Here is a 19811-nt window from a genome sequence, read left to right as displayed (position 1 = left end):
AAAATTAAGCCCAACCGTGCGATCGCACCACAGCATCAGCCCAACGACTGGTTAGGGCATCCCTTTGGGATTGGGATATTTTTGGCTTAAAAGTAGTGGTAGTGGTTTCCAACTGTTGAATTTCTTGTAAATCCTTCCAATAACCCGTTGCTAACCCAGCAAAATAGGCTACACCCCTAGCTGTAAGCTCAACCCCCGCAGGGCGCTCCACAGGTACCCCTAACAAATCTGCTTGGAATTGTAACAGGAAATCACTACGGGCTGCCCCCCCATCAACCTTCAACAGTTCGAGGGGGATATTTGATTCTGTTTCCAAACTGCGTACCACATCATACACCTGAAAAGCGATGCCCTCTAAAGTAGCCCTTGCGATGTGAGCTTTCGTAGTAGCACGGCTAATACCTACAATAGTACCTCTGGCATATTGATCCCAATAGGGAGAGCCTAACCCCGCTAAAGCAGGAACAAAAAACACATCCCCCGTATCGGGTACAGATTCCGCCAACTCGGTAATTTCTGAGGCTGACTTGATTAAACCTAAGCCATCTCTAAGCCACGTAATAGCCGATCCTGCCGCCAATATACTCCCCTCCAAACCATAGGTAATCTCCCCATTGAGGCTCCAACAGATGGTGGATAAAAGACTTTTTTCTGAGGGAACTAACTCTTTTCCTGTGGGAGAAATCAAAAAGCATCCCGTGCCATAGGTATTTTTGGCGATACCAGGATGAAAGCCCGTATGTCCGAAAGTAGCCGCCTGTTGATCTCCTGCGATACCTGCGATCGCAATTTCTTCCCCAAAAATGCTAGGATCAGTATATGCCACAATACCACTAGAGTCGCACAACTCTGGAAGCATATTCATGGGTACATCAAACAATTCACACAAAAGCACATCCCATTGTACCTTGTTAACATTGAGTAAAAGAGTGCGAGAAGCATTACCCACATCAGTAATATGGGTTTTTCCCCCAGTCAAATTCCAAATTAACCAACTATCAATGGTACCAAAAGCGAGTTTTCCTGCATGAGCAAGTTTTCTTGCCCCTTTGACATTGTCCAAAATCCACTCTACTTTACTACCAGAAAAGTAAGCATCGAGCAAAAGTCCAGATCTACTTTTTACCTCTTTTTGCAACTCCCTTCCCTTCAAATCATCGATGGTGGCGGAGGTGCGTCTATCTTGCCAGACAATGGCATTATAAATGGGTTTTCCTGTTTCTTTATTCCAAACTACTGTAGTCTCCCGTTGATTGGTAACCCCAATAGCTTCTATTTGTTTTTTTTCTATATTGGCTTTATTACATACTCCTTCTACCACTGATAAAACTGATTGCCAAATTTCTTGAGGATCATGTTCTACCTCCCCTGGGTTAGGATAATATTGAGTAAATTCTTCTTGGGCGGTGGCCAAAACATGACCGTTTTTTTGAAAAAGAATTGCCCTTGTGCTTGTTGTTCCTTGATCTATGGCTAAAATGTATTTATTCATGAATGTATTTTATAGTTACTAAAAATTTTTTGGTTAAAATCTTTTTTGATACCGTACCCTAAATTCGTTAAAGATATAGTCGTAGGATACAGAAATATTAGAACGATTTTCGAGAGGATAAACCCCTTCAACAAGAGGAAAAACCCTTAAATCACTCATCCCCAAAGGACTTCCCCAACTACTAACCCTTTCATTGATACCAAAAGTGACATCTCCAAGCAAGGGTACAACAATAAATTGTAATAATCCGCTCTCAATTAAATCAATTTCCCCAGCACCTTCTAATTGATTGAGTAAGCCCAAAAACTGTCCCCCAACGATTAAGTTAACTAATTCTCCTTGACCACGCCCCGGAATACTTGTTAATCTGACTAGGGGAGAATTGAGGATTTCGAGATTGGAATTGTCGGGATTAAATCTACCTGCTATGGTAGTACATCTGGCTACTGAGTCCAGTTTTTCTTGAGTCCAGCCCCCTTGTTGTTTGTCGACTATGACGGTATCGGAAGAAGAGGTATCGCAAGAGTTGTTAGCAGTTTGCCCCGTGATTAGAGGGGTGAGAGATTGCAAATTTCCTGTGATGGCTAATTCTACCCTAACAGCTTCTCCCCTACCTCCTCGGACAATGGGATCTAAAATTTCGTTATTTCTGGTGGCGTTAAGCTGGCGGGAATAGTCCACGACATCCCCTTCTACTAATATATCAACTTCTGGATTTAATATACTTTGATCAGGTCGAAAAATAACTCTGTTTTCGTTGGTGCGTGAGAGGTAGAAGGTATTTTGTTCATTGATACTACTGCTTAAAATTCCAGTCCCCGATGAAGCCCCTATATTAATGCGTCCTCTACGGAGGTTTAATTGACCTTGGGCGGTGATATTATCGGGATTTATCCCCCTCCCGTTAACTACTAAATCGCCGTCAAATAAGAAGCGATAAACCCCAAATTGGGAAATATCTAAATCTTTTAAACTAACTTCAAAGTCGTTGATTTGTGGTTGAAAAACACTTTCGGCGGTGAGGCCATTTTCCCCTAGCCATTGACTGGCGATGTTGATTTCCTCGGGGGTGAGAGGTTGCCCGTTATTGTTGAGGTTAGGTATGCTGACTCTACCCCTTGCTAGTTGGAAAAATCCGCCGACAAGGGGGTTTAAAACTGTGCCATCGATGCGAATTTCGGCGTTGACTCTCCCTCGGTAGAGGTTTGTTAAATCAAGGGTTTGGTTAGGGATAGAAATGATGAGGGGATTTTCGTTGTCAGGTTGGGCATTGGTTAGGGGTAAACTACCTTCCAGATTAATCTCAGTATTCTTTATTTTAGCTTGTACTTGGTTAAGGGCGATCGCCCTGCCATCAATATCTACTTCCCCAGACACAATCACAGAATCCTCAATACTAGAAGACTCCAACTGGGCATTATCCAAATTAACCTTACCCCTAACCTGCACCTGATTCAAATCAGGATTTTCAATAAAACGATTGAGAGAAGCAATTTCCACATCGAATTCCGCATTGGCATCTCCCCCCGTCAAAGCTAACTGCCCTTGAGTTAGAATTCCCAACACCTCCAAAGCCTCCTTAGCAAGAGAGACATTCAAAGTAGCAGGAAAAGGAGTAGCAAATAAAGGATGATAAGGTAAAGTAGAAGTTATCTGAATTTCCTCTGGTGCCGTAGAAACAAAATTAAACAAATAATTTTCATACAAAAAATCACCCCTGACTTCTTGGGCTAAAATTGCCCCATCAAAACTACTATCACGCACCAAAACATTACCCTCAATGACAGGATTTAATAAATTACCAGCCAAACTTCCCTCAATATCCATAATTCCCCCAAAATCAGAATCAGGAATAAAGGCGCTGAAAGTATCTAAGGATAAATTAGAAACCCTAAAATCCCCTTCCTGCTGACTCAAAGATAAATTACCAGCAAAAGCCACCTCACTATCATTTATCCCCAACACAAAAGGTTGTATCTCCAAATTATTATCCCGAAACTCTGCCTGTAAAGTTACTTGAGGAATTATAACTGGTTGACTTTGTTGGATAATTAAACCCAAACCATCCACAATATCAGGATAAGAAGGTTGAGGCAACCATTGCCAACTACGCCCCTCAAAATCTACATTGACAACGGGATTACTCAAATTACCACCGATGAGAATTTCTCCTTGATAAGCCCCCATTACATCCAAATTAGTGGGCATCCCGCCCTCCTGAATTTGTCTAGCAATCTCCTGAATTTGCCTATCAATACTCCCCAACAAATTAACCTGATTACCAATGGTATCGTTACCATCCCCCACCGATTGAGAAGGAATACTATCCGCTGACGCAAAAACATCCTGAGTTTGAATCTGTTGCACAATAGAAGCTAACGTTTCCACATCACTAATCTGTAGAGTCGTGAAAATATCTCTTACATCACCATCCACATTTAACCTACCCTCAATATCCTGAGTTGCAAAATTAAAACTACCCTGCAAAGCATAGACACTATCACCAAAACGTAAAGAAGCATCCTGCAACTGCGCCATATCATCTCTTAAAACAAAATCTGCACTAATTTCATTAGCGATAATATTACCAATACCAATCTCCCTTAAACGAATATTTCCCCTACTACTAAAATCCCTCAGATTAACCGTCGTTTGTTGCTCTACCCTACCCTGTAAATTACCCACTATACCAAAATTTGCCACAGGGCTAATCCTTAAACTAGCCAAATCAAAATTATTAACCGTAGCTGTAAACTCTTCTCCTCTTCTTTCCCCTTGCACCAAAAAACCAGCTTCTCCCCCCTGAGAAATTAACACTTGATCAGGAATAAACGCAATATAATTATCAGAAGTAACAGGGGTAATATTATTAGGTATCAACCTTGCATAGATAACATCCTCCTCACCCCGTAAATCAAGAATAATTCCCTCACTACCATTCACATTTAAACTACCAGCCAATAAAGGCTCAAATCGAATATCATTGAAAATTAAATTAGCTAACTCCACATCTCCCACCAAACGTAAGTTATTCTCTCCGAGGGGATTTGTTAACAAATTATTTCCCGTAAACCTACCTACAAAATTACCTACCCCCGATAAATTTGCCTCATCAGGTAATAACCGAATGCCCTCTTCTTGAGGAAATTGCGCCAAAATAGCATTGGCAGGAATTGTCTCCAAATCTGCTTGGGTTTCTATATCCAAAGCCAGATTATTTATATCGATATTCGAGAATAAATTAACAACATCAAATCTTCCCCTAGCATTAAGGTTATTGTCACCCAAATTAACCAAGGCTTGGGTAACTTCCACCATGGCAGTGGGGTTATTAGTTAATAACGGGGCAAGACTACCCCTCAAATTCACTTGACTATTAAGGGGAGAGTTAGCCAGTAGTTGATTATCTAAATTTAAGTCTAATTGCTGGGCAAAGTTATCAATATTTATATCCTCAGTATTTAAATTAATACCCCATTGATTGTTACTAATATTCGTCACCGCAACCCCTCCCCCTTGGGCAAGGTTAAAGTTACTATTGGCATTTAATACCAGACTATTGAGAGGGGAAAGAGTTTGAGTATCAAGATAATTAATTGCCGTGGCGATAACTTCTTGGAGGGATACATTAATATTTATCTGACTATTAACTTGATTGACATCGAGGGGAAAATCAGCAATTAATTGTTGGGCGTTAATATTTTGGGCATTGGCATTAACTCTTACTAAGCCATTACTAATATTTGTCTGACTGTTAACAATTCCTCCTCCTCCACGAAGGCGATTATCGGCATTAACTATCAAACTAGGTAAAGAAGCGATGACATTATCAATGGATGTGAAGTTAGTTTGATTATTAATTAATTCGGCAGTAAGGAGGGATAAATTTACCCTACTGGTTTCGATGGTAATGGGAGAGGTGAGATTATTTAAGTTAATTCCTGAAGCAGTGGCAAGAAAAGCGGTATTTTGGGGGTTAAGACTTCCTGATAAATTGACTAACCCTCCGTTTACCAATACTTCACTACTTAGATTGAGATTTAGGGTTGTAAGGTTTTGTTGCCCGAAGGTAATTAATTCTTGGATACTACTTTCTAGCTGTAAGTTACTGGTAACAATATTAGTATCTACCGCAAAATCGGTGATCAAATTATTTAGATTAATTTCCTTGGCATCAGCATTGGCAAGGATAACACCGTTTTCCAGACGGCTATCTACTTCTACACTGCCTCCATCTAAAGTTAGTTGTAAGTTGCTGATAGCGTCTATGTTATCTAAATCAAGATTGTTAAAATTACCCCTTGCCTGAATATTACCTTCATTGGCGCTGATGAGGGTGGCGGTGTTTATATTTTCTGGGCAGTTACCCATGGTTAAGCAATATTGACGCACAAAAGGAGTAAGGGTAATGGCATTAATGGCTAAGTCTGCATTCCAATTGTTTGTCTCTAAATCCGTTATGGCATCAATATCTATAGTGCCATCATTGACTATTAATTGGGTATTATTAACCTTTACTTGATTATTACCATAGGTTAATTCTCCTCTACCAGCAATGTTGCCTAATTCTTGGCTACCATCATCACGGATATTAAAGTTAACTGAAGCCGTAGGATTACCAATATTGCCTGTAACGTTTCCCGTGGCTTGTAATCTATTAACCCTAATATCAGGAGGTAAGAGGTTATAGACGTTAATTAATTCTTGGGTAGGTAAGTCGGCATTAAGATTTATTTGTAGGGGCAAATCATTTATAGTTATTTCTTCTTCATTAGCTATTTTTTCTTTCAAATTAGTATTAATTAAACCTGAGATAAAAACTTCTCCCCCTGAAATTGGGTTTATCTGTAGTCTGTTTAAACGAATTTCATCTAAATTACTATCTAAAGAAACAACAGTTTGTCCCAATTCTAATTTATCAACTATGGTATTTTCAATGGCAAGATTAGTGTTAATTTGGGGGTTATCAATTTCCCCTGTGACGGCTAAATCTCCTTGAAGAATACCGTTAACAATAACGGGGGAAATCACGGCAAGGGAGGCAAGGGCATCGTTAACATTGATAGGGCTAAGATTTCCTTGGATGTCATAACCTTCGTTTAAGTCTATGTTTCCCGTGAGGTTTCCTGCTAGGTTGCCAAGACTGGCGTTAATTTCTTGAAGGTTAATAATTTGTCCGTTAACGGTGATGTAGGCTTCACTACGAAGGGGTTGGATAATGATTTGACTTTCATCTTCACCTATGAAAATATAATCTCCTTCTACCTCGGTAATGGCTATACTTCCCCTGCTTTGAGTTTGACGATAATTATCAAAGGAGGGGATATTAATTTCAAGGTTGGTATTTACTAATCCTTGGGTGAGGTTGAGGGGAAGGGTGGAGAGAATGGGATTAATTTGGGTTAAGTCAAAGTTATCTATCTCGATTCTATTATCGCTTTGGGTGGTGGTGAGGATAGTTTTCCCTGTAATGTTGATATTACTATCATCGATTTGGGATTGGATGTTGTAACTGAGGGGGTTGGTGTCGTTGTCATAGAGAAGGTTAAGGTTGATTTTGTTTTCTATGTCAACGGCTTGGGTTAATTGGTTTGGGGTAATGGCAAGGGTGGCTTGTTGGATGGTGAGATTGATGTCGGCAGTGATGGGTAATTCTGGTAAGTCGATACTCTCGGGGATTTCGGTTTCTTCTTCTTCATCAACGGTTATGAGGGTGTCTAGTTGCCCAAGGGCGGTAATTTCTTCGATGGTAATATCGAGGGGGAGATGGCTTTGGAAAAGGATATGGAGGGGGTTGAATCGGGCGTTAATATTTTTGATTTCTACAAAGCTGTTATCTTCGCTGGTGGGGGGAAGAGTTACATCATCGATGGTGAGGTGAGAGAAGCCAAAACTGCTTATTTCGCCGATATTTACTTCTCTTTCAAGGGCTTTTTCTAATTCTTCTTCGATGGTGGTGGGTATGACTTCGGTAATAATATATTTTGCACCTAAATAGGCTCCCGAGGCGATCGCACCTCCACCTACTACTACAATAATAATAGTTCGTGGGGAAGTGACTACTCGTTTGACTTTATGGAAAAAAGTATTAGAATTGTCTTCGGGTTGGGGGGATTGTGGATTTGTCATTTGCCTCACTCACACCGTTAGGGTTGCTAATCATAAGTTACCTTAACTTCCGATTTTTTTCATCTTTCTTCATACTTTCTCTTTCCTTGATAATGGTTATTTTTTAAAACTTCGCCTTTTCTTGCTTATCTAACCCCACACTTTCTTTATTCTCATGATGGAAAAATAATAGATTAATTTTTTCCTGTTATTCGTAATCCTACAGTTTTTGTATAATTAATTTGTCTTATTCATTTTTATTTAGTATTTTATGTTAGAAACCCATACCCCTAAGATTACCATTAATGAAATTAGCCAGAAAATTAAACTCAATGCTCAAAAAGTAACTTCATCAACATTTAATAATATAGAGATAAAAAGCACTGAATTAAATCAAATTCAAATCGAACCTATTAATGAACAAGAATTTCAACATCAAGTCAACGAATTTGAACATTTTACTAAACTTGCCCTAGAAAGAAGTAAAGTAAGAAACCGTTTACCTAATTCATTTAATAAGTTTCCTCGTTTAATATTTAAACCTTTTGCTAGCTTATTATTAAAGTGTTTATCATATATTTTTAAGGATCAAAGAGAAGTCAATAAAAACTTATTTCATACATTAGATACTCTCACAAAACAAGACAAAAATTTATTAACGTCTATCAAAAATAACTATACAAAAATAGAATCTATTTTTTATAACAATATACATTTTACTAATGAAATCAAACATAGTTTTAATCAATTAAAAGATAAAAACACAGCAAATATTGAGAGTAATAATCGTATTTTACAAAAACAAATCAATGAAAATTTTACTAAAAATCAATGGGAAATAGAACAAGTTAAGTTATCTATTGGACAACTAAAAAGAGAAAATGATGACTTAATACAAAAAAATGTTTATTTAAACAAAACATTAAATCAGCAAGAAGAAATAATTAAATATTTAGTAAAAATAATAAATAATGAAGATACAGATAAAAAATTATCTAGAATTGAAAATATTAATAAAAAAATAAATAATCACAGCTTAGATAGTTTTTATTTAGCCTTTGAAAATAAATTCAGAGGAGATAGAGAAGATATTAAAACGGTATTGAAAAAAGACTATAGTTATTTAATTGAAAATTTAAATATTAACAAAGCAGACTCTCTTTTTATCGATGTTGGTTGTGGTAGAGGAGAATGGTTAGAAATAGTTCAAGAATTGGGTTATCAAGGAATAGGAGTTGATCTAAATCAAGTAATGAGTCAAGATTGTAATGATCATGGCTTAAACGTAATTATCAGTGACTGTGTCGAATATTTACAATCTCTCGAAGATAACTCCGTAGATGTAGTTACGGGATTTCATATAGTCGAACATTTACCTCTTGAAATTATTCTCAATCTATTCCGTCAGTGTTTACGAGTCTTGAAAACCCAAGGTATGGTTATATTTGAGACACCAAACCCTGATAATGTTTTAGTAGGTAGTCGCAACTTTTATAATGATCCTACTCACCGTAATCCTATTCCTAGTTCAACTTTAGCATTTATGTTGGAATGTGCAGGTTTTCCGAAGGTTGAAGTGTTAAACCTACATCCCATCCCTAATCATAGTCTAACAGGGGATGAATTAGCGTTGAGGTTTAGTGAATACTTTTATGGTTGTCAAGATTATGCCGTCATGGGCTTTTTACACTAAAAACACTGGTGGGCAATGCCCACCTTAAACCGATTTAATCAATCAAAGCGTTTAGAAGTACCTGAGAAAGAGGCATTTGTTGCATATCTTCTAGGGTGATAGTATCTACAATGTCAAATTTTGCCCCAGCTTCTTCTAACAAATCATCCAATGCCTTAAAGTATTCCGTTGCTTTTTTATCTTTGCCGATTTGAATAAAAGAAATTCCTAATTCTTCATCTTTATCTATTTTGTGGGTAGCATCAATGATCAATTTTATAATTTCTTTTGGCTCATCAGGAATACCATCAGTCATAATCAACATGGTTTCTCCATTAGTTTTTGCTTTACCTTCTGCTTTTCTCTGAAAGTAATTATCAAGCGCGTCTTGAAGTACACTCTTCAAGTCAGATTTTCCCATAGGCTCATTTACCGCATAGATTTCCTTTATTTTGTCAGCAGTAACGTTATCATAACGGCGGAAGCGCCCTGAATAAAGATAAATAGTGATGCCATCATAGTCTAACTCATCACATTTTTGGGCGAGGGCAAAAGTTGATTCTTGGGCAATTTGCCAGCGAGTTTTGCCCATGCCGTCATCAGTGTTTAAGCTACTACTTTTATCAATAATTAAGGTGTAGTCCCTATTATCAACCAATTCATTTATATCCATAATATAATTCCTTAAAATCTCTTCTATAAGGAATCATAGCTAAAATTTTTAACTGAATTATGAAAAAAATATCCTAATATTGATAGTTACTCATTTTTTCAGGAAATCTTAATTTTTTCTAAAGAAAAAAACAATGTAAATTGTTATTGCAAATCTGGTAAAAATCTTAAAATTTGAGCTAAAACGGACTTACAGGTTTAGTTTAACTATAGTAATTTTTTATTAGCACTATGAATAACGAAAATAAATATCGCATGATTTGTACTTTATCCTTTGGGGATATTTATGCCCAAATTATTATTTGGTTGATTGTAATTTTTATTAGTCTGGCAAGTACCCTTGCCCTTTGGAGTAGTACAAGACAAATTTATGCTTTTGCTACAGTGGGTATTGTTTTGGTTTTATCTTTACCTTTCCTACTATTTGCCTTCGTAACTACTTTATTTAATCATATCGAGTTTGTACCATTTGACCAAGAGGAAGAAGAAAAGAAATCAAAGGCTAGGGCTAAATTTCAAAGCAAAAAAGCAGCAGAAGCAGTTTAAAAGTTTTGACAAGATACTTGGGAGAAATTATTACTGATAATAATCTAATAAATCTTGACGGGGATTAAAAGTTTCTATTTCCCTAATTTGTTTATATAGTTCTTTTTCTTTGTCGGAAACCTGATTAGGGGGTACAATGCGTAAAATAACCATTTGGTCACCCCTTTCTCCTCGGATGTTGGGATAACCTTTGTCGGCTAATTTCAACCTCTGTCCAGATTTAACTCCTGAAGGGACGTTCATTTTGACTAAGCCATCAATGGTGGGAATTTCAATAGCACCGCCCACGATAGCTTCTGCAGGGGTCAGGGGAATTTCACAGGAAATGTCTGTTTTTTGTAACTTGAAAAAGGGATGCTCTTCAATTAGGATTTTGAGGTATAAATCACCTCCTCGAATACCTTGCCCTTTGAGTCTGATTTTTTGTCCATGATACATCGCTGGGGGCATATCAATCTCTAAAGAGCGTCCATCTTCTAAACGAATGCGCTCTCTACCACCTAAATATGCCTTTTCTAGGGGTAGAGATAACTTTGCCTCAATATCCTTTGATTTGGGGCGAGGAGGTACAGATTTAATGCGTTTAGCCGTGCTAGATTGATAGTCTTCTGTACGGGTGGGGCGGGTGCGATTATAGTTGGAGGGAGAATTATCGGAAACATTTCCCCGAGGGCTATTGGCTTTTGTATTATTGCGTAGGTCATCCCATACCGTATTGATATTGGAAAAAGGAAAACCAGAGCTATTGTTACTTTTGGGGCGAACAACACGACGACGGGAATTACCAATTAACAAATCGTATTGAGAACGTTTAGTATCATCGGAAAGGGTGTCATATGCTTCGTTAATTTTCTTGAACATTTCTTCGGCACTTTTATCACCCGGGTTTAAGTCTGGGTGGTAGCGCCTGGCAAGGGTACGAAATTCTTTTTTTATGTCTGTTAGTGTTGCTGAGGGTTCAACCCCTAAAATTTGATAATAATTATTCACAGTAGTGCGCAAATTTCCCTTGTCAAAACTCATAACAATATTGACATCTTCCCATGAGTAAATCAAATTTAGAAATTTGTAAGGAAGAATTTACTTTACTTAAACAGTATAACATTTACCTTAGTATAGAATAAGAAGGAGATAAGCAAATGATACGAACAGGACTTTTGATTAAATTACTTTTTTTGTCACCGTCAAAAACAATGAATTTAACGCCACTCAAAAAATGATTTACAGAATTGCTACGATAACCTATCTGTGATATGTTCCTTGTTAATAATGGGTAATTCGATAGTTATTACCCACTATTTTAAATTTTTAACCTTTGAGAAAGTCTGTGACTCTGGTTAAAACCTCTTGCGCCCCTGCATCAAGCATTTTTTGACTATAATCGCTGATTAAATTGTCTTGCCCATGGATGTGAGGAGGTAAAATGGCGATCGCCCTTAAATCATGATCTGGTTTAATAGATTTAGCCCGAGAAATAGTCATCATATCTGCGACAGTATCCCCCAAATAAATAATCGGCAAAGACTCCTGAATATTATCCCTCTCCCTAATAGAGTTTACCGCCAAAAATAAACCTGTGGGATCAGGCTTTCCGGGGGCATCTTCCATGGCAACCAAAACAGGATCTTTTAAACCTAAACGGCGGGTTAAGATATATTCAGCCGAACCTTTTGTTGCCCCACTAAAAAAACCCCAGTGATAGCCCCTATTCGTTAAACTCTCAAAAAAATCTGTATCCACCAATAAAGGCTCTTGGGTAATATAACCATCCCAAGTATCGGCATTTTCAGGATCTTGTCCACGGTAACGACACTGAAAAAAGTGTACAATTTCCTCATAAGAATAACTCACATCAGAGCGAGATTTACCCACCCCTTCATAGTAACGGTAAATCAACTCCTGAGAGCCTTCCCAATCATTATTCCATAACCCTTCACCCTTCAAACTATCAATGTCCGCCATGGTAGGGCGATAATTTCCTGGGGTAAAATGCTCTACCGTATCCCCCAAAGCCCGACGATAGGAATTAGTTACATCACGAAGTACGCCATCAATATCAAATATTACAATTGTTCTCATAAAAAATAATTACCCCAAAACTAGACTTTGTCACTATGCAATTTAAGCTATAATATAGTATTGTCCAAAATTGTTACTATATATAAAATTATTATTTGGAGGTTTAATTGGAAGCCACAGTAGAAACCTTAGAAACTAAGATTGACGGTCGCTTTGTATTAAAAGTAGTTTGGTTAGATAAAGACGTTGCCTTAGCGGTGGATTATGTTATCAGCAAAGGTACAAGCCCCCTAACTCCTTATTATTTCTGGCCTCGTAGTGATGCTTGGCAAGACTTGAAAGACGAGTTAGACAAAAAAAATTGGATTACTGAGACTGAAAAAATTGAATTACTAAACCAAGCCACCGAAATCATCAATTTCTGGCAGGAAAAAGGTAAAGTTACCTCTATGGTACAGGCTCAACAAAAGTTTCCTGGAGTTGTTTTCTCAGGTACAAACTAATTCTTTTTTCATCGGAGGGGTAAAATTTATCCCTTCAGAAACTATTATATTTGATAAATGATTGATAGAGAAGAAAATCGCCCTTCATGGGATGAATATTTTATGCTAATGGCTAAGTTGGCAGCTACTCGCTCCACTTGTTTAGCTTTTCCCGTGGGCGCTGTCATCGTCAAAAATCGTCAAGTGTTGGCGACGGGTTATAATGGGCCCCCTTCTGGCTCGGTACATTGCACAGCCCAAGGTTTTTGTTATGAGGGTTTGAGCAGTTGTGATGCTAGTAAGGATTTACCTTCTAGGGCAGTTCATGCCGAGGCAAATGCGATCGCGCGGGCAGCCCGTCATGGTATTTCTACGGAGGGGGCCACGATTTATGTCACCCTTGAGCCTTGTATTTCCTGTTTAAAATTAATTATTTCCGCTGGTATTAGGGAAGTTTTTTACGAAACGAATTTTAATAAGGGCGATCGTCTGACAGTAAGAGATTATTATATAGAAGATGGACTAATCAGACTTCATAAAATGTCCATTCCCCACGGAATATCCATCAAAGCCAGTGAATTTTTAAACGACTGTGTTTCACTGAAAAAAGACAGCATCGGGAAATAAGGAGAAAAATATTCCATTAAGATTAAATTTCTCCAGAATAGGTAGGTGTTTTAGGAGCAAAACAACAATTTTTTTTTACCGTTGCCTATTCCCCATTCCCCTCATCTACAATTGTGACAAAAGATTTTGAGTCATAATCATAGGATTTTCCGCTTCCATGATAGCCCTCACCACCGCTGTACGACTTGCCCCCGCCTTCGCCACATCAGAGATATTAGTTTCATCAATGCCCCCAATGGCAAACCAAGGTACCGTAGCATTAGCTTTGGCGTAGCGCACATATTCCAATCCCGATGCTTTTTTACCTGCCTTGGTGGGGGTTTCATAAACTGGCCCTACCCCGATATAGTCAACCCCTTCTCCTAAAGCCTTCGCCATTTCTTGAGGGTTAGTGGTAGATTTACCAATAATTTTATTTTGTCCTAATATTTGTCGGGCTAAACCCACAGGCATATCCGTTTGCCCCAGATGTACCCCATCCGCATTCACTGCCAAGGCGATGTCGGGGCGATCGTTTACAATAAATAAAGCTCCATACTGATGGCATAATTGTTTCAACTTATATGCCTCCTTCAGTTTAATCAAATCATCCTGATTTTTATGGCGATATTGAACAATTTTTAAACCCCCCTTCAAAGCCGACTCCACAACCCCAAAAAAGTTATCTACAGGCATCGTCACCAAATACAAACTAACCTTACTCAACAACTGTTGCCGAGATTTACCAATCAACTTACTCTCCAAACTATAAACTTGGTATCGTAACTGCTTCATCCCCGAAGCAAACTCCCCGTTATATAACTTGGCATATTCCTCCAATACCCTCAAAGCCTCCTGCACACGGCAAAAATTCGCCTGTAACAAAGCCTCTAAACTTTCCCTTTCCTCCTCTTGGGGATGGCTTAACTGCGTCCCAGGGTCATTAGGAGTATCCCTAGATGTGCGTAAATCGTCACTGTGCCAGCTAGCCAAGTCTTGACGCATCTCCTTACACACCGAAGCAGTATCGCCGTCATTTAGCCCAAAACGACACCATTCCTCAATGATTCTGAGTCCTTCCCTTGCCCTGTCCAAATTAGCATCTAAAATTCGATATATAGCTGTTTTTTGATTAATCATATTTATTAGTTTAATTTTTAAAATTTTATCCCTAGAGTTATCCCTTAAAGACTTTGCCAGAAAGTTTATTTTATGGGGTTAAGTAAGTGGGCATAATTAAATCGATTTAGGCAAGGGGTTTAAACCTCTTCTTCATAAGAGTCTTAATAAAATAAGAGCTATAATTAATTTCGCCAACCTACTTAAATTTTATTGCTCAACCCTTTAAAAAAACCATTACCGATTTCTCATTCCTCACCTTCACTACTCCACTTTTTCAGTCCAACTCGCTTATCTTGTTTATTCACATACCTTTATTCGAGCAACAGTATCAATAATATTATCGGTTGTCTCCCTTAACATAACAGCATTTTGTACAGATTTATTAACCATTACACTTACTACTAAATCAGGATAATTTTCCACCTCCAAATAACCCGAAAGAGCAGTTACCCCCGTTAAAGTTCCTGTTTTACCTGCAAAATTTCCTTGGGCGAGGCTATCTTGAAAACGATTTCTAAGGGTCCCATCAACCCCCGCAATGGGCAAAGATTGACGGAAAAGATTACTATACTCAGTGTTAGCCATTCCCTGTAGGGTAGCAGTTACCGCAGAAGGGGTAATTAAATTTTGGCGAGAAAGTCCTGAACCATCTCGAAGATTGTGTGTTTGAGGATCAACGTTTATCATGTTCAAAAGCTCTTTTTGTTGCTCACTTTGGCTACTATTTTCTTCTCTTAATTGTCTTAATAATATTTCTGCAAAAAGGTTATTACTATCTTTATTAGTGACATTAACAATGTCTGACAAAAGCTCTGATTTTATCTCCATTAACTGATTTTCTGAAGTTAAATTATCTAAGTTGTTATCGGTAATAATTTGGGTAGATGAAACCGAAATATTTTGATCTCCGAGCGCCCCTTGTAAACTATCTAAAAAGTATTGATGGGGATTAGGAATAGATAACCACCACTGACGAGATTCTTGATTTACGCCTAATTCTCCTGTAATCTCCACCGTTGACTCCCGCCAATTAGGAATTAATCTAATACTATTATCATCAGGATTATTGGTAGTAATAACGTTATTGATAACTCGCCATTGTCTTCCCCCAAGATTATCTGACCATTGAATGGTGGCAGGTTGATTAACTCGTTGCCCTAAAAGACTTAGAGTGACGGTGTTTTCATTAAGAATAATATTACTGACGGGGGGTGCATAATAATAAGGTAAGTCAGAATTTTCCCATGTACCGTTAATAATGTCGCTAAAGGGGGCATCATCTTTGATAATCAGTTGGTTAATACTGGTAACGCCTTTTTCTGCTAGTGTTTGGGTTATTTCATCTAGCTTGGCGGTGGTAATGGTGGGATCTCCGTTACCTACTATGATTAAACTATCTATATTGGGCATTTCCCCTGTGTAATAGACGGGGGTAGAAATTTGATGGTTTGCTCCAAATTTGAGAAGGGCGGCGGCGGTAGTTAATAATTTGGCGTTGGAGGCTGGTATAAAGTATTGTTCGCTGTTGCGCTGATAAATGGTATCTCCTGAGTTAAGTTGCTGAACCAAAATGCCCCAAGTGTCTCTTTGGTGGGCTGGATTGTTTAAAATGGCATCTATTTCTCTACCTAAATCCTGTTCGCATATTCTGGGGCTATCTTTTGCTTTGACTTCATATCCATAAAGGGGATTAAGGGCAAAGACAAGGGAAAAAACAACTTTTAAACTGGTTTTTAACATGATTTTTTTATGATGATAACAAAATCATTTTAATGGTTAACTAACAGAAACCATGGCTAAGTCTGAGATTACCACATCGGCGGTATTGAGGTGATGGGCTTGGGGGTTATGCCAACAAATACCAATTACCCCTGCTGCCCCTGCATTTTTTGCCATGGCAATGTCTCCTTGGGAGTCTCCTATCATGAGGGTTTTTTGGGGGGAGACTTTCATTTTTTCACAGGCTTGAAGAAATAAACGGGGGTCGGGTTTCGATAATCCGCTATCTACGCCCATGATAAGGTCTATGTAGGGAGTTAGTTTATGATTTTTGACAAATTCGGCTACTCCTTGGGTACTGTCGGCGGAGAGGATGCCAAGGGGCAATCCTGCGGAGGAGAGGGTTTCTAATACTTCTAAACTTCCTGCAAATAAGGGGGAGGTGTTACCCCGATTGGGTAGGGATTTATCGGCTTCTTCAAAACTTTTTCGGGCGATGGTGAGGGATTCAAACCAGCTTCTACCTGTTTCGGCGATATATCCTGCGGAGACAATCAAGTTTTCGTGGTGGCTACCGACGGCCATTAATCCTGTGGGGTTGAGATAGTCTCTTTCTACTCCATAGGCCATTAGTAGAGGTTCGCTGGTGCCTGGTATTTGAACGTCAATGAGTCTGGCACGTTTGAAGGCTAATTCTCGTAGGAAGCTCTCGGAGTCGGCTAGGGTGCCATCTTTGTCGAAGATGATGGCTTCTATGTTTTCAAATGTTTTCCCTTGGCAGGTGATTGTTTTCATGGTGATAAGTTTTGGCAGGATATGGGATGTTAATTTATTCTAATTTACTCATGTTTAAGGGGCGATCGCCCTTTTTTGTTTATCTATCCTTTGATGGGGGGCGAGATATGAGATAATTTCAGATGAGGAATAACACAGATAAGACAATTATTGATTATGACTAGAGATGTAAATTGTAAGGTGGAGTGTGTCAACGGTTGTATTTTGGGGGATGACTGTCCCCATAAGGAATATGCTCAGGAAACCAAAAAGTTTTTGAATGATACTTCTTTAGATAAGATGCTAGAAATGGCGGAGGCCGCCCGGTTGAAGAAGTTGAGTGAGCCTCCTAAATGGGTTATTCCTGATGAGATTTAACGATGTTTTTACCCTATTTTCTAAGAGTGAGGAAATAGGGTTTGTCATTTAGGGGCTTGAATATGACCATGGAATTTAGTTAATGAGATTGGGGTTTAGGTAGCAACCCAAAGGAGGGTTTGTCCATATTCTACGGGTTCGCCATTTTCCACGGCAATTTCCATCACCTGCCCAGTAATTTCAGACTCAATTTCGTTCATCAGTTTCATGGCTTCGATGATACATACCACGCTACCCACACTAATTTTATCACCTATTTCAACGAAGGCGGATTCTCCAGGGGCTGATGCTCGGTAAAATGTACCTACCATGGGGGAGGTAATTTCTTTCCAGTTATCTCGTTTTTTGTTGTGATCTTCCGCTGGTTTTTCTATACTATTGCTAGGAGGTGCGATCGCCTCTGGGGCTGGATTTTCTACTGTCGGGGTGACAGGCACAGGGGCTGGAGTAATGGTATAGTTGGGCATGGCCACCTCAGGTTTACTTTTATTAACCGTTAACTCGAAGTCTCCTTCTTTGATGGTTAACTCGGTAATATCTGTAGTGGCGATCGCCTCTATAAATTCTTGTAGTTGCTTAAAATCTATTGGCACTGTTAAATTTTATGATCTAAAGGGTTTATGTTAACAAAGTCAAGGTTAATCTTAGCTTAGTTTTCTCTACCTAAATAAGTATCGGTACGGGTATCAATTTTAATCTTTTCACCGATAGAGATAAATAAAGGCACCATAACTTGGGCGCCTGTTTCCACTATGGCAGGTTTTGTGCCTCCTGTGGCGGTATCTCCTTTCACCCCTGGATCAGTTTCAGTAATTTCTAATACCACAGAAGTAGGTAATTCCACATCTAAAACTGCATCATTCCAGAAAAGAATATTAACCTCCATTTCCTCTTTTAGGTACTTGAAGCGATCGCCCATTTGTTCCTCAGATAGTCTCGCCTCTTCAAAGGTTTCCATATCCATAAACACATATTGATCCCCTTCCTTGTAGGTATGTTGCATGGTGCGCTTCTCAAGGTTCGCTTGGGGTACAGTTTCCCCCGCCCTAAAAGTTTTTTCCATGGTGTTACCAGTTCGGGCATTTTTGAGCTTAGTACGGACAAAGGCTGCACCTTTACCCGGTTTTACATGGAGAAACTCAACAACTTTCCATACACTGCCATCTAATTCGATGCTGACACCCGTGCGAAAATCATTACTAGAAATCATACAATTTATTAATACAAATCAAAATCTTATACAACAGCGATAAAAACGCCTAAACTATATTCCCTCAAAATGGAACAATTGACAACGCAAAAGTCAATGAACAATGCATAACTCTAATGACTATGGTGGTAATGTGCAAAGAGAGGATTTCCTTTATGCTAACTTAGAAAATATACCCGATGTAGAAAGTTTTGATATTTAGCTATGGACATTTATCACCGCCTAAACACAGAAATTACTGATGTTAGTAGAGTATGTCAACAATGGCAAATTACCGAATTAGCCCTATTTGGTTCAGTTTTGAGAGATGACTTTAATCAAAACAGCGATATTGATTTATTAGTCACCTTTGCGGAAGAGGCAAAAATCACTTTTTTCGATCTCGACACCATTGAATATCAATTCAGTTTATTATTTAATCGTGCTGTTGATGTGGTGACAAAAAGATCGATCGAAAATAGCCATAACTGGATCAGAAAAAATAATGTTTTAAACCATTTTCAAATAATCTATGAACAGAAATCAGGAAGCAATCTTAGATTTAATGAAAGCCTGTAATTTGATTATTAAATTCTGTACTAATTTAGATCAGGAATCTTTTTTGAATGACGAAAAAACTCAATCATCGGTTTTATATCAAATAATCATTATTGGTGAAGCAGTTAACAGATTAACTCCTGATTTTATTGCTAAATATCCTCAAATTCCCTTTAATGCGATTCGGGGAATGCGTAATCGTGTTGTCCATGAATATAAAGAAGTTGATGTTCAAATTTTATGGGAAGTGACTCAATCTAATATGCCTGAATTATTAGAGTCTATTGATAAATTAGAGAGTTAAAATCATAAAGTTAAATAAAAAACACTTAAGTAAGTGGACATAATTAAGACTCTTATGAACAAGGGGTTTAAACCCCTTGTTCATAAGAGTCTTAATAAAATAAGAGCTATAATTAATTTCGCCAACCTACTTATTATTATTAAATCAATATCGAAAAAATATATTAATCA

At 38.2% G+C, this 19811-nt stretch carries 17 protein-coding genes; 7 read left to right on the top strand and 10 right to left on the bottom strand.

Annotated elements, in window-relative coordinates:
• Window positions 1-4 precede the first annotated feature (4 nt).
• Window positions 5-1492, bottom strand: coding sequence for a glycerol kinase GlpK (gene glpK, locus AA637_RS02870; protein WP_446683818.1), 1488 nt, complete (start codon window positions 1490-1492; stop codon window positions 5-7).
• Window positions 1493-1525: 33 nt separating this feature from the next.
• Entirely contained in the window at window positions 1526-7621 is a 6096-nt protein-coding gene (locus AA637_RS02865; protein WP_446683817.1) for a translocation/assembly module TamB domain-containing protein, read from the bottom strand.
• Window positions 7622-7871: 250 nt separating this feature from the next.
• On the opposite strand from AA637_RS02865, the gene AA637_RS02860 reads away from it, so the two are divergent.
• Window positions 7872-9293, top strand: a complete 1422-nt coding sequence (locus tag AA637_RS02860) for a methyltransferase domain-containing protein (RefSeq protein ID WP_446683816.1) — start codon at window positions 7872-7874, stop codon at window positions 9291-9293.
• Between the two features lie 34 nt (window positions 9294-9327).
• Here the strand turns inward: AA637_RS02860 and AA637_RS02855 are convergent, their stop codons facing one another.
• Entirely contained in the window at window positions 9328-9945 is a 618-nt protein-coding gene (locus AA637_RS02855; RefSeq protein WP_446683815.1) for a hypothetical protein, read from the bottom strand.
• Window positions 9946-10175: 230 nt separating this feature from the next.
• Between AA637_RS02855 and AA637_RS02850 the strand changes: the two genes are divergently transcribed.
• Window positions 10176-10490, top strand: coding sequence for a hypothetical protein (locus AA637_RS02850; protein WP_446683814.1), 315 nt, complete (start codon window positions 10176-10178; stop codon window positions 10488-10490).
• A gap of 30 nt (window positions 10491-10520) precedes the next feature.
• Here the strand turns inward: AA637_RS02850 and AA637_RS02845 are convergent, their stop codons facing one another.
• Both AA637_RS02845 and AA637_RS02840 read right to left on the bottom strand, forming a co-directional pair.
• The gene (locus tag AA637_RS02845; protein ID WP_446683813.1) at window positions 10521-11513 is read right to left on the bottom strand and encodes a DnaJ C-terminal domain-containing protein; all 993 of its coding nucleotides are present in this window, start codon (window positions 11511-11513) and stop codon (window positions 10521-10523) included.
• Window positions 11514-11798: 285 nt separating this feature from the next.
• On the bottom strand, window positions 11799-12569 hold the full coding sequence (locus AA637_RS02840; RefSeq protein WP_446683812.1) for a TIGR01548 family HAD-type hydrolase: 771 nt from the start codon (window positions 12567-12569) through the stop codon (window positions 11799-11801).
• A gap of 140 nt (window positions 12570-12709) precedes the next feature.
• Here AA637_RS02840 and AA637_RS02835 point away from each other — a divergent pair, with 140 nt between their 5' ends.
• Together AA637_RS02835 and AA637_RS02830 are read left to right on the top strand one after the other, a co-directional pair.
• Window positions 12710-13012, top strand: a complete 303-nt coding sequence (locus tag AA637_RS02835; protein ID WP_201150064.1) for a 30S ribosomal protein PSRP-3 — start codon at window positions 12710-12712, stop codon at window positions 13010-13012.
• A 57-nt stretch (window positions 13013-13069) separates the two neighbouring features.
• Window positions 13070-13618 (top strand): deoxycytidylate deaminase, encoded by a 549-nt coding sequence (locus tag AA637_RS02830; RefSeq protein WP_446683811.1) that lies wholly within the window; start codon window positions 13070-13072, stop codon window positions 13616-13618.
• 105 nt (window positions 13619-13723) lie between these two features.
• On the opposite strand, the gene AA637_RS02825 is transcribed toward AA637_RS02830, so the two are convergent.
• The 3 genes from AA637_RS02825 to AA637_RS02815 form a co-directional block, all read right to left on the bottom strand.
• Window positions 13724-14737: a thiamine phosphate synthase gene (locus AA637_RS02825; RefSeq protein ID WP_446683810.1), complete on the bottom strand. Its 1014-nt coding sequence runs from the start codon at window positions 14735-14737 to the stop codon at window positions 13724-13726.
• A gap of 279 nt (window positions 14738-15016) precedes the next feature.
• Window positions 15017-16459, bottom strand: coding sequence for a D-alanyl-D-alanine carboxypeptidase/D-alanyl-D-alanine endopeptidase (gene dacB / locus AA637_RS02820; RefSeq protein WP_446683809.1), 1443 nt, complete (start codon window positions 16457-16459; stop codon window positions 15017-15019).
• Between the two features lie 36 nt (window positions 16460-16495).
• On the bottom strand, window positions 16496-17233 hold the full coding sequence (locus AA637_RS02815; protein WP_446683808.1) for an HAD family hydrolase: 738 nt from the start codon (window positions 17231-17233) through the stop codon (window positions 16496-16498).
• Window positions 17234-17389: 156 nt separating this feature from the next.
• Between AA637_RS02815 and AA637_RS02810 the strand changes: the two genes are divergently transcribed.
• A complete protein-coding gene (locus tag AA637_RS02810; protein WP_069790953.1) occupies window positions 17390-17590 on the top strand; it encodes a hypothetical protein in 201 nt (66 codons plus the stop codon).
• Between the two features lie 95 nt (window positions 17591-17685).
• Here AA637_RS02810 and accB read toward each other — a convergent pair whose 3' ends face one another.
• Window positions 17686-18183, bottom strand: coding sequence for an acetyl-CoA carboxylase biotin carboxyl carrier protein (accB, locus tag AA637_RS02805; protein ID WP_446683807.1), 498 nt, complete (start codon window positions 18181-18183; stop codon window positions 17686-17688).
• 56 nt (window positions 18184-18239) lie between these two features.
• Window positions 18240-18800, bottom strand: coding sequence for an elongation factor P (gene efp, locus AA637_RS02800; protein WP_446683806.1), 561 nt, complete (start codon window positions 18798-18800; stop codon window positions 18240-18242).
• A 204-nt stretch (window positions 18801-19004) separates the two neighbouring features.
• On the opposite strand from efp, the gene AA637_RS02795 reads away from it, so the two are divergent.
• Both AA637_RS02795 and AA637_RS02790 read left to right on the top strand, forming a co-directional pair.
• Entirely contained in the window at window positions 19005-19358 is a 354-nt protein-coding gene (locus AA637_RS02795; RefSeq protein ID WP_446683805.1) for a nucleotidyltransferase family protein, read from the top strand.
• Window positions 19312-19641 carry a HepT-like ribonuclease domain-containing protein gene (locus AA637_RS02790; protein WP_446683804.1) on the top strand — a complete coding sequence of 110 codons (330 nt, stop codon included), beginning with the start codon at window positions 19312-19314 and terminating at the stop codon, window positions 19639-19641. The genes AA637_RS02795 and AA637_RS02790 overlap by 47 nt, the downstream gene beginning before the upstream one ends.
• Window positions 19642-19811 lie beyond the last annotated feature (170 nt).

Origin of the sequence: Cyanobacterium sp. HL-69, assembly GCA_002813895.1 — a bacterium.
GTDB lineage: Bacteria > Cyanobacteriota > Cyanobacteriia > Cyanobacteriales > Cyanobacteriaceae > Cyanobacterium.
Note: the sequence above shows the minus strand (reverse complement) of the source record. Positions and strands in the feature narration are given on the sequence as shown.